Raw genomic sequence first — 11,078 nt, 5'->3', positions numbered from 1 at the left:
GACTTCGAAGATCAAGGTAGCGTTCGGAGGAATTACACCCCCCGCGCCCCGCTCGCCATAGCCGAGCTGCGGCGGGATGGTCAGCCGGCGCTTCCCGCCGACCTTCATTCCGGCGACGCCTTCATCCCAACCGCGGATAACCATCCCGACCCCGAGGGGAAACTGGAACGGCTCGTTTCGATCGACGCTGGAGTCGAATTTCGTTCCATCCTCCAGCCAACCGGTGTAGTGAACCGTCACGGTTTGCCCGGGCCCGGATGCCGTATCGCCTTCACCTTCCACCAGGTCCTCATAGCCCAGGCCGGATGCGGTCTCGATCTTCTCCATTTCAGTTCCCCTACTGGTTATTTCGAATAGCGTTGACCCGGGCCAAAGCTGAACCGGAATCGAGTATTTCACGTACCGCCCTGGCGGCCGCTTCCGGGCTGTCGAAACGCCCGAGATGCCACAGGCACAAGGCACCAGCATAGACGAGACCATCGCGCACGGGCCCGGGAGCACCCTCCAACGCTGCCATGCCCGCGTCCGCGGCCGCGGCAGCCGCTGCCTGCGCATCCACGGTTCCGGTCACCGCGTCGCCGCCCTCACCCGCCTGAGTCAGGGACTCGGGCAGCGGCGCCGCCCGCGTCTCCTGTTCAATCCCCAGCGAGACCGGATCAAATTCGCGGGACTGTTCTTCGCCACGATCGTGGTAGTAGAAACATTTTCCCGTCTGCCGAAGGGACAGCACCACGCCACCTTCGACACCGCGAATCAGCAGGGCTGTGTCAAAACCGGAATGGCGAGCGAGCATCGCATACACCCGCGGATAGGGCTTGTGCACATAGCCGGTAACGAAATGGGTTTTCTTCCGGCCGCGAATGGGCCCGGCCAGCACTTCCACAGTCGTCAACACCGGACGTTTGACGATTTGCGTACGCAGGCCCTGAAGGTCGTGCAGGGGTGCATTGAATTTCGACTGATCCACGTAGGCCCAGCCGATGGCGGGATCGCCCAGTTTGTCGGCGGCCTCACTGGCGGTCAGATCCACAGGCACACCGGCGGCGCGCAGGACCTGGCGATGGGTAATGCCGTACTTGGGGCCCATGGTTTCGACGCCGTGGGTGTACGCTGGCACACCGCCTGCCGCGAGTACAGCCGGCAGGAAAGGAGAAGACGGAAGCGTGCGATTGTATCCGTCGTAGGGGTCGGCGATATCCACCACCTCATCGACGGATGCGGTTGCGCGATCCGTGGTTTCCAGAATCGCATCCAGGACGCCGATGTTCTCGTCATCCGTCTCGCGCTTCATGCGCAGTGCGATCAGGTAGATCGCGGCCTGAACCGGATCAACCTGACCGTCGAGTATGGCGCGCATGCCATCGTGGGCCTCTTCGCGGGAGATATCCTTGCTTAACTCGGGTCCCGTAGCGATGCGGCCGATGATGGAGCGCATCAGTGTCTGTGTGGGTGCTGCCGGTTGACTCATTGAAACTCCTCTAGTTCGGTACCGACCAGGATCACATTTCCGTCCAGCCTGACCGGATAGACACGCAGATTCTCGTCGGCGGGCTCCTCCATGACCTGGCCGGTACGGAGATTGAACCGGCTGCCATGCAGGGGGCACTTCACATATTCGCCATGCAGGGAACCCGTGCAAAGCGAAGCGTCTTCGTGGGTGCACATATCGTCGGCCGCGAAAATGTTGCCATCCACGTTCGCAAGCAGGATGCGCCGGCCATGGACCTGCACGCACTTCATCTTTCCTGGCAGAACCTCATCGGTCGTGGCCACTCTGGAGTATTCCTGCGTCATCGTAGCTCTGATCCCGGCCCACGCGCCCTGGGCGACGAAAAGGGCGGCCATTTTAACCAAGATCGAGCGACAATACAGCCACAGCTGATCTGGACTCTGGCCGGCAGGGACTCGCGGCAAAACCGGAATTGCCATGGCACGGCATGCGCTATACTCAGGAAAACAAAAGAACTGCATCCCGCATCCTGCGCGCCGCCACCCATGAGATCTCGCAAAGATACGGTTCGTGATTACTTCGACGGAATCGCCGATCGCATCGATTCCTGGCGAAAACGCAACCGCTACTACCACCAGGACCACGTACGGTATCACCGCTATCTCGCGGGAACGGGCAAGCGGGTCCTCGAACTTGGGAGCGGAACCGGGGAACTGCTGAACGCGCTGGAGCCTTCCCGGGGCGTGGGCATCGAATTAAGTCCAAAGACCGCGCAACTATCGCAACAGCGATATCCGCAACTCGAGATTATTAATGACGACGTGGAATCCCTGGGCAAACTCAGGTCTGAGACCTTCGACTACGTCGTCATGTCCGACCTGGTTGGATACCTGGATGACATTCAGTCGTTCTTTCAGTCTCTGCGGCGTTTCTGCGAACGGGATACACGGCTGGTCGTTTCCTACTACAACTTTCTCTGGCAACCGGTCCTGCGTCTGGGGGAGCGCCTCGGCCTCAAGATGCCAACGCCGGAACAGAGCTGGCTGAGTCTCCAGGATCTTGAGAACCTGCTGCATCTCGCCGGGTACGAGACCGTGAAGGTAGAAAGACGCCTGCTGTTTCCAAAATACGTGCCGTTGCTGTCCTGGCTTTTCAACCTCATCGGAACCCTGCCCGGCATCAATCGCGCCTGTCTGGCACATTACGTCGTCGCCCGACCGGCCGCTCGCGAACACGAGCAGCCCCTGTCCACCACCGTGGTCATCCCGTGCCGGGACGAGCGCGACAATATCGAACCGGCGATCCGGCGCCTGCCAGAATTTGGCGGTCATCAGGAAGTGATTTTTGTCGACGGCCATTCCAGCGATGGCACGCCTGACGAAATACGCCGGGTCATCGAGGCCTACCCCGACCACGACATCAAGCTGATGGTCCAGGGTGGCAAGGGCAAGGGCGACGCGGTACGCAAGGGATTCGCCGAGGCAACGGGAGACGTCCTGATGATTCTGGACGCCGACCTGACGGTTCCTCCAGAGGAGTTGCCAAAGTTCTACAACGCGCTGCAACAGGACATGGGCGAGTTCATCAACGGCAGCCGCCTTGTCTACCCCCTGGAAGGAGAGGCCATGCGATCCCTCAATCTTCTGGGGAACAAGTTTTTCGCACTGGCGTTCTCCTGGCTTCTGGGACAGCGCTTCAAGGACACGCTCTGTGGCACGAAGGTGTTGCGACGCCAGCACTATCAGCAGCTCGTGAAGAACCGCCCATACTTCGGCGACTTTGATCCGTTCGGCGACTTCGACCTGATCTTCGGGGCAAGCAAACTCAACCTCAAAATCGTGGAGGTTCCGATTCGCTACCGGCGTCGTACCTACGGTGATACCAAGATCAGCCGCTTCCGCCATGGCCTGCTGCTTCTGCGCATGGTGGTTTTCGGTTTTCGAAAGATCAAGGCAGTCTAGATCACATCCCCGGTATGCGCTGATAGATATATATCGTCGGGTTTGCAACCCGATAGTCAACGGATGAAAACAGGGCTTGCAGGTTTATTCCCATGAACTCCGGTGGATTTGTTACCCGATGGATTCCTGTATAGGCGCCTCCCAAGAGGGCGTTGTAGAAGCGGCGCACCCGGGCTGACGGATACCGCGGCCCGAGTCTTGCCAACTCGTCCATGTATTGGCCGCCAACAACTACGTATTGCGGCTTGACGACGTCCAGCAGCTGCGCAGGATCGACTCCCTTCTTAAGTGAAAGGACAAGATCTTTCATTCCGGGGAGAGGACCCACGTTGCTCGCAAAGTCGCCGGGATAGCCCAGCACCCTCACCACTACACTCCCGGATGGGAGGTTCTGCATGATCCAGGTGGCTGCCAAGTCTCGGGTATCGGCACCTTTCTCCATGCGCGTGTAGGCAAACGAAACCATCGATACCCAGAGCACGGCAGCGCTGACCGCAAGCGCGGCCACGACCGGGCGCGACCCACGAAACAACCACTTTTCGCACAAATAGGCCGCGAGCAGGGCCATGAAGGGCACAAGCGGCACGAGATAGCGCACCACGACCCAGCTCGTGAAAGAGGTCAACAAGAGGTAGGGCAACAGTGCCGAAAAGACCAGAGTCACGCCGGGATCCCGGCGCCTCAGGCCGACAACTGCCCCGGCGAGCGCAAGCACGTAGATCGGGTGACCTACGGCCATCACCATCATGGTCCATGCGTACTGGTAGATCCCGGGCCCACGGCCAATCGCGTACGGAAACGCACCGGACTGGAACGACCATTGGTACTGCATTCCCGCGATCAGGGAATGCGGGCTGGATAGGCTTTGCGGGCTACCGACGAGATAGCCGATCACGGCGCAAACGAACGCGAGCCCGAAATGTTTTGCGTATAGGCGCCACGCTGTACCGCCTTTCCAGTCCCGTAGCCCATAGGCGACTACAGCGGGTATTCCGAACAGGGCCAATGGAAACCGGAAGGCGACGGCGATTCCCGTCACGAAGGCGGCGGCAAACAGGTAGCGGTGCCGGTGGCTTTCAGCCCGATACAGCTTTACGGCGAGATAGAAAAGGACAATCGCGAATAGGGCAGCTATCTCGTCGGGTCGGACACGCTGTGCCCATACCACGTGCGCCGGAACCACGGCCAACAATAGCGCGGCCAGTATTCCTACGCGGCGGTTGAACAAAATCGCACCGATTCGGTAGAGAAACAGAATGCTGATCAGGGCGACCAGGGTCATGAACAGGCGCCAGAAAAGAATGGCGTTGCCTATTTTTCCGTGGCCACCGGAGAACGTATCCAGCAGGCTGTTCAGGGGTGCGGGAATGGCAAGCATTCGGAAAAAGAGAGTGCCGCCATAGATGAAGTCTGCCCGCTTCACGCCATCGACAGCCATGCGATGAGCGGCAAGGATCAGGGGTGCCTCGTCCGGATGGTAGGAATAGGCGGGATGGCCCACCGTTGGCAGGCCCCAACCAATTCCCTGCAAGCGCAACAGGGATGCCAGGACCAATACCAGCGCAAGCAGGATCAGAGGCGAGTGCTTCTTGAATTTGGAGGGCGCCGGATTCGGATCGGCGTGGCCGGCGGCCTGCTTGTCGGGAAACAGGGACATCGAACAGGAGAGTATCAGATTGACTGCGCTGCGTTACAGCTTCGAAAGCAGCCTAGCGAAAGTCGCGCGACGGCGCGGTCAGTTCTCCAAGCAGATCGCCATGATCTGCGAGTTCACGGGCAATGATATGTAATACCTCACCCTCGCGTTGAACCTCGCCGGTGACGCCGAGGAGCTGCGCCCCCAGCAGGGCCCGCCGGTAGCATTCCAGCACCCGCTGCCACACGACCAGATTGACGGTACCGGTTTCGTCTTCCAGCGTAACGAAGATCACGCCGGCCGCGGACGCGGGACGCTGGCGACACACTACCAGTCCGGCGGCAGTGACGAATTCGCCATGGGGAATCTGCATGACTTCCTCTGCCGTGAGGACATGCCGCGCCCGTAACGGTTCCCGAATCAGGGCCAGCGGATGACGGCCCAGGGTCAGGGCAAGGCTGGAGTAGTCAGAGACGATCTCCTCGCCTTCCGTGGGTGTGCGCAAGAGGGGCAGACCTTCGGCGATGTCGGCGCCGGACAGTAGCGGTGTCTGTGCCTCGACACCCAGCACTGCCCAGCGGGCACGATGACGGTGACCGGCGAGTCCCTTCAGGGCATCGGCGGCGGCGAGCGCTTCCAGTTCACCGCGGTTCAGCCGTGCACGCCGCGCCAGGTCATTGACGCTGGCAAACAGGTCCTTCGCGCGCGCCTCCATCACGCGATCGCCCGCGGCAGCGGACAGGCCACGCACCATACACAGACCGAGGCGAATCACTGCTTCGCCAGCCTCGTTTGACTCCAGACCGCAGTCCCAATCACTATGGTTTACATCCACCGGCCGCACCACGACTCCGTGACGACGCACGTCCTGCACCAGTTGTGCCGGTGCATAGAAACCCATGGGCTGGCTGTTGAGCAGGGCACAGGCGAATGCCGCCGGCTCGTGGCACTTCAACCAGGCGGAGGCATAGACCAGCAGGGCAAAACTCGCAGCATGGGACTCGGGGAAACCGTACTCACCGAAACCCTGGATCTGGGCAAAGATCTGACGCGCGAACTGTTCCTCGTAACCGCGGGCGCGCATACCGTCGATCAGGCGTTGCTCGAAGGACTCCAGCCCGCCGCGCCGACGCCAGGCGGCCATGGAACGGCGCAGGGCATCGGCCTCTCCTGGCGTAAAGCCGGCAGCCACCATGGCAAGCTTGATCACCTGTTCCTGGAAAATGGGTACACCGAGGGTACGCTCCAGCACCCCGCGCACTTCCGGGGAGGGATAGGTCACCGGCTCCTTGCCCTGACGCCGGCGCAGATAGGGATGCACCATCTCTCCCTGAATGGGTCCGGGGCGCACAATGGCAACTTCAACAACGAGGTCATAGAAACTGGCCGGCCTCAGGCGCGGCAACATCGCCATCTGTGCGCGCGACTCGATCTGGAACACACCCACGGTGTCGGCTTGCTGGATCATTTGATATACCCGCACATCCTCGGGCGGTATCCCGGCAAGTGTATACGGCCGCCCGCGAAACGCGGTGAGCAGATCCAGCGCGCGATGGATGGCGGTCAACATACCCAGGGCCAGACAATCCACCTTGAGCAGCCCCAGGGCATCGAGATCATCCTTGTCCCACTGGATGATGGAACGATCCACCATGGCAGCATTCTCGATCGGAACCAGGCGTGACAGCTCATCGCGAGCAATGACGAAACCACCGACATGCTGCGACAGGTGACGGGGAAAGCCGAGCAACTCGTGTACCAGCAAGCCGAGCCGGCGAATCGCCGGGTTCCCGGGATCGAAACCGGCTTCGCGCAGGCGTTCGGGATCGATGCCATCTCCGTGTGCCCGTGGTCCGCGGTCGCCATCCCACCATTGCAGGTTCTTCGCCAGGCGATCCACCTGTGCCAGGTCCAGGCCCAGGGCCTTGCCCACATCACGCACGGCGCTGCGCGGGCGGTAGGTGATTACCGTGGCCGCGAGGGCGGCACGATGGCGACCGTACTTATTATATAAATACTGAATTACCTCCTCGCGCCGCTCGTGCTCGAAATCGACGTCGATGTCCGGCGGCTCGTTGCGTTCCCTGGATACGAAACGCTCGAACAGCATTTCCATGCGCGCAGGATCCACCTCGGTGATGCCGAGGCAATAACACACGGCCGAGTTGGCCGCCGAACCACGGCCCTGACACAGGATGTTGCGGCTGCGGGCAAAGGCAACGATGTCGTACACCGTGAGGAAATAGGGCTCGTATTGCAGTTCCGCGATCAAGGTCAGTTCATGCTCCACCATTTTTCGCACCCGATCGGGTTCACCATGGGGCCAGCGCAAATGCATCCCCTCTTCCGTCAACTGGCGCAGGTAGGCAGCCGGCGTTTCTCCATCCGGCACCAGTTCCCGCGGATACTCATAACGCAGTTCGTCGAGAGAGAATTGGCAGCGCGCCGCGAAACGCAGGGTCTCGTTCAGCAATTCCGCCGGATACAAGCGCGCCAGGGCCTCGCGCGTGCGCAGGTGTCGCTCACCGTTGGCGGCGAGATCATGTCCCGCCGCCTGCACTGTGGTATGCAGACGAATGGCGGCCAGGGTGTCCTGCAGGCTACGGCGCGCACGTACGTGCATGTGTACGTCGCCGGCGGCCAGCAGCACCAGACCGGTCGCACGGCCGATGTCGCTCAGGCCTTGCAGCCGTTTGTGGTCACCTGCGCGGCACAATAATTCGACTGCGATCCAGGCGCGACCCGGAAAGACCCGCGCCAGCCAGCGCGCGGCCTCGATGTCCGGCTCCTCCCCGGGCAACCACAAGGCCAGACATCGCGCCGCCACTTCACTCACATCGGCGCGCGTCAGCCGGTAGCTTCCCTTGGAGGCGGCGCGTCGGCCGCGGGTGATGAGCCGGGACAGATCGCCGTAGCGCTCGCGGTCATTGGCGTAGAGCACCAGGTGCGTGCCGTCTTCGAGCCGGAACTCGCTGCCGACGATCAGATGCAAACCGCAGTCCTTCGCTGCCACATGGGCGCGCACGATACCGGCAAACGAACACTCATCGGTCAGGGCGAGAGCGGCATAGCCAAGTTCATATGCGCGCGCCACCAGTTCCTCCGGATGGGAAGCGCCGCGCAAAAACGTGAAATTGGAAATCGCATGGAGTTCCGCATAGGCGGGAACACCGGCAACCCCGTCACGCGCGCCTTCGGTGATGATCGATCGCCCCTTGCTGTGTGAGCGCGAAACCCTGTTCACGGCCATCGCTCACCCGAAGATCCCGTGCAAATACCAGCCGCGGGAACCACGCAGTTCACGGAACAGCCACAGACGGACCCCGTGGGGATTGCGGGCAACAAAATAGTCACGCGCGATATCGTTACCGTCCCACCAGCCGCTCTCGATGCGCTCGCGCCCTGGCTCCAGTTCCAGTGCGCCATGAAAGTATGGCTTGTTCCTGTGGGCCTCCAGCGGCAGGGGTGCCGGCAACAGCCACACCGGTCGCGGAGCGAAGCGTGGCACCGCACGCGACTGACCCGGAGCATCATCACACCAGGCGCGCTCCGGGCGATGTTCTGCCACTGCATACAGACCACGCACCGCTTCTTCTCCCAGGCGCGCATGCAGACGTTCGAGCAAGGCCAGCCAGTCCTCTTCCTGTTCGCCGTGACGGGCGAACAGATCGCGATTGCTCTCGGCGAAGGGCAGGATGTCTTCGGCGAGCAGGGCCACCTCCGTCACCGGCGCTACCAGCGACAGACGCTCCAGTCGTTCACGCATAAGAGCAAGCAGACGGGCGCCATCACGGGCGGGTGCGGCGAGGTTTACGGAAACGGATGTCAGCTGCTGGCGCCGGTGGACCAATTGCAGTTCCAGTTGCTGCACCCCGCCGCCACAACCCTGCAGACGACCGGCCAGCCCCGACACCAGGCGCTGGACCGCGAATAGCAAGGCCTCCACCTCCTCCACCTCGGATGGCAGGGAGATCTGCTCGTGAAAGCGCGGCGGTGGCACAAACGGGGTTCGCGGATCCGGCACCCGACCGAGGGCACGGTCCAGATCGTGCAACAGTGCCTTGCCCAGGCGACGGGAGAGCCCATCCCGCGGCAGGCGCAGCAGATCGCCCAACACACGCAGACCCATGCCGCGCAGGGATTTCTGCAGCCTGTTATCCAGTTCCAGTTGACTCAGGGGGATGGTCGCCAGCGCTTGAGTAAGTGCTCGCTTATGCTCAACGATTAACGTATTGCCCTGGTGCCGCGCCAACCACAGGGCGGCCAGGGGCGTGGGCGCCACCGCCGTGGCCAACTCATAACCCAGTTCCGGCAACTCATCGTGGATTTGACTGCGCAAGTTCTCCAGGCCATCGAATAAGCTGAGGCTGCCGCCGATCTCCAGCAACAGGGACCGGGGTGGCGCCAGACTGACCACGGAGGTGTAACGCATTGCCCAGGCCGCCAACTGTTCCAGAGCGATCCGCTCCCGGGACGGGTCGCGGGCCATAAGTTGAAGATCATCCAGCAGAGCCTGGGCCGCGGCCACGGCCATGCCCGGGCGCACGCCACGGCAAGCCGCCTTGTCGTTGCACAGCAAGATGCGCTGCGCCGAGGCTCGCCCCGATTCGACGACCGCCTGCGGTCCGCTAGCAGGTCCGCCCCGGCTGAATACTTCCAGGGGCAGACGGGGAAGGTGAAGACAGAGCCAAAGCATGGGCCTGATCCAGATACACGGGACCCCCGGTCCAGCGCCCACGGCGCTTGAGTACATGGACCGCGAGTCCGCGCGAGCTTGTTTCCAGTCGTAGTCGCAACGCCGCCGGCGAAGCGTGGGAGGCCAGGCGCACGGGACGAAACAATATGCCCATGGCCCGCCCCGCCTCCGCTGCCAGCTGCAGACGACGCAACACCGTGTTGTCCGCCGCCGCCAGCCAGGCGAGCACGGCACCGCAGGTGCCGGCGCGCAGGGTCTGTTCCACCGCCCACAGGCCATCGGTGGCGCTGCGCGGGCGCACCAACAACACCCGGGAAAGATCGATGCCGGCACCGGCCAGGGCCGGGGCATAGGGAATGTGCGGCGGCGCCACCCAGGCGAGCCAGCGCCGGGTATGGCTGAGGCGCGCCAGTACCGGCATCAACAGGCTCAACTCACCAATGCCCTCCTCCGGCACCAGGATCTCGGTCAATGCCCCTTGGGGCCAACCGCCCAGCAAGTCATCCAGCTGGGGGATACCGGTGGCCAGGCCGCTGTCTTCAGGGGGAGTGCCGCCCCCGCGCCAGACCCCGGCGCGTTGCATGTGACTGTCCAGATTCATCGGAGAGAGTGGTTGCGCAGGATGCCTACGCCCAGCCCTTCGATAACCAGGGGCTGGTGTCGCAGATCGATTTCGATAGGAGAATAATCGGGATTCTCGGGCAGCAGGCGAACCTGGTGACCGTTGCGCTGGAAACGCTTGACCGTGACCTCGTCTTCCACGCGCGCCACCACGATCTGGCCATTGGCTGCCTCCGGCGTGCGGTGCACCGCCAGCAGATCGCCATCGAGGATGCCGACGTCGCGCATACTCAGGCCCTGCACCCGCAACAGATAATCGGCCCGTGGCCGGAACAGGGCCGGATCCAGTTTGTAATGATCCTCGATCTGCTCCTGGGCCAGGATGGGGGAGCCGGCCGCCACTCGCCCTACCACAGGCAAGCCGTCCTCTTCTTCCGGCAACCGGATCCCCCGTGAGGCACCAGGCAGTAACTCGACCGCGCCCTTGCGCGCCAGGGCCCGCAGGTGCTCCTCGGCGGCATTGGGCGAACGAAACCCCAGTTCCCGGGCGATTTCGGCCCGGGTAGGCGGATGACCGCGCTCGGCGAGGAATCCGCGAATCATTTCCAGGATCTGCTCCTGTCTGGGGGTCAGTGACTGGCTCATTGGATGACTGTATATTCGTACAGGTGTACTGTAATTATATACAGTCCTTCTGGCCAAGCAAGGAAAAAATGAAACCTCCCTGAATACCGGGGTCTACCCAAACCGACCCGAGTGGTTTTTACGCAGAAT

Annotated in this window: 9 protein-coding genes; 1 reads left to right on the top strand and 8 read right to left on the bottom strand. The window is 62.2% G+C overall.

The window, feature by feature from the left end; all coding sequences use genetic code 11:
- The 3 genes from P8X48_09945 to P8X48_09935 form a co-directional block, all read right to left on the bottom strand.
- Positions 1 to 327 (bottom strand): FKBP-type peptidyl-prolyl cis-trans isomerase (locus P8X48_09945; protein MEJ2107632.1); only part of this gene is annotated, 327 nt, incomplete at its 3' end.
- Between the two features lie 10 nt (positions 328 to 337).
- Positions 338 to 1,468, bottom strand: a complete 1,131-nt coding sequence (locus P8X48_09940; GenBank protein ID MEJ2107631.1) for a hypothetical protein — start codon at positions 1,466 to 1,468, stop codon at positions 338 to 340.
- The gene (locus P8X48_09935; protein ID MEJ2107630.1) at positions 1,465 to 1,773 is read right to left on the bottom strand and encodes a non-heme iron oxygenase ferredoxin subunit; all 309 of its coding nucleotides are present in this window, start codon (positions 1,771 to 1,773) and stop codon (positions 1,465 to 1,467) included. Before P8X48_09935 ends, P8X48_09940 begins: the two co-directional genes overlap by 4 nt.
- 222 nt (positions 1,774 to 1,995) lie before the next feature.
- On the opposite strand from P8X48_09935, the gene P8X48_09930 reads away from it, so the two are divergent.
- Positions 1,996 to 3,411: a glycosyltransferase gene (locus P8X48_09930; GenBank protein ID MEJ2107629.1), complete on the top strand. Its 1,416-nt coding sequence runs from the start codon at positions 1,996 to 1,998 to the stop codon at positions 3,409 to 3,411.
- A 1-nt stretch (position 3,412) separates the two neighbouring features.
- Here the strand turns inward: P8X48_09930 and P8X48_09925 are convergent, their stop codons facing one another.
- From P8X48_09925 to lexA, 5 genes are read right to left on the bottom strand one after another with little or no spacing between them, the layout of a single operon-like run.
- The gene (locus P8X48_09925; protein MEJ2107628.1) at positions 3,413 to 5,068 is read right to left on the bottom strand and encodes a glycosyltransferase family 39 protein; all 1,656 of its coding nucleotides are present in this window, start codon (positions 5,066 to 5,068) and stop codon (positions 3,413 to 3,415) included.
- A gap of 52 nt (positions 5,069 to 5,120) precedes the next feature.
- A complete protein-coding gene (locus tag P8X48_09920) occupies positions 5,121 to 8,297 on the bottom strand; it encodes an error-prone DNA polymerase (GenBank protein MEJ2107627.1) in 3,177 nt (1,058 codons plus the stop codon).
- A gap of 3 nt (positions 8,298 to 8,300) precedes the next feature.
- The gene (locus P8X48_09915) at positions 8,301 to 9,743 is read right to left on the bottom strand and encodes a DNA polymerase Y family protein (GenBank protein MEJ2107626.1); all 1,443 of its coding nucleotides are present in this window, start codon (positions 9,741 to 9,743) and stop codon (positions 8,301 to 8,303) included.
- The gene (gene imuA / locus P8X48_09910; protein ID MEJ2107625.1) at positions 9,676 to 10,326 is read right to left on the bottom strand and encodes a translesion DNA synthesis-associated protein ImuA; all 651 of its coding nucleotides are present in this window, start codon (positions 10,324 to 10,326) and stop codon (positions 9,676 to 9,678) included. Before imuA ends, P8X48_09915 begins: the two co-directional genes overlap by 68 nt.
- A 14-nt stretch (positions 10,327 to 10,340) precedes the next feature.
- Positions 10,341 to 10,949, bottom strand: coding sequence for a transcriptional repressor LexA (gene lexA / locus P8X48_09905; protein MEJ2107624.1), 609 nt, complete (start codon positions 10,947 to 10,949; stop codon positions 10,341 to 10,343).
- Positions 10,950 to 11,078 lie beyond the last annotated feature (129 nt).

Source organism: Acidiferrobacteraceae bacterium (assembly GCA_037388825.1).
In the GTDB taxonomy this organism is placed as follows: domain Bacteria; phylum Pseudomonadota; class Gammaproteobacteria; order Acidiferrobacterales; family JAJDNE01; genus JARRJV01.
Note: the sequence above shows the minus strand (reverse complement) of the source record. Positions and strands in the feature narration are given on the sequence as shown.

Bases quoted from the DNA above. Each gene is read 5' to 3' on its own strand.
- imuA (MEJ2107625.1), bottom strand. From the start codon at position 10,326: ATGCAACGCGCCGGGGTCTGGCGCGGGGGCGGCACTCCCCCTGAAGAC.
- P8X48_09915 (MEJ2107626.1), bottom strand. From the start codon at position 9,743: ATGCTTTGGCTCTGTCTTCACCTTCCCCGTCTGCCCCTGGAAGTATTC.
- lexA (MEJ2107624.1), bottom strand. From the start codon at position 10,949: ATGAGCCAGTCACTGACCCCCAGACAGGAGCAGATCCTGGAAATGATT.
- P8X48_09925 (MEJ2107628.1), bottom strand. From the start codon at position 5,068: ATGTCCCTGTTTCCCGACAAGCAGGCCGCCGGCCACGCCGATCCGAAT.
- P8X48_09920 (MEJ2107627.1), bottom strand. From the start codon at position 8,297: ATGGCCGTGAACAGGGTTTCGCGCTCACACAGCAAGGGGCGATCGATC.
- P8X48_09940 (MEJ2107631.1), bottom strand. From the start codon at position 1,468: ATGAGTCAACCGGCAGCACCCACACAGACACTGATGCGCTCCATCATC.
- P8X48_09930 (MEJ2107629.1), top strand. From the start codon at position 1,996: ATGAGATCTCGCAAAGATACGGTTCGTGATTACTTCGACGGAATCGCC.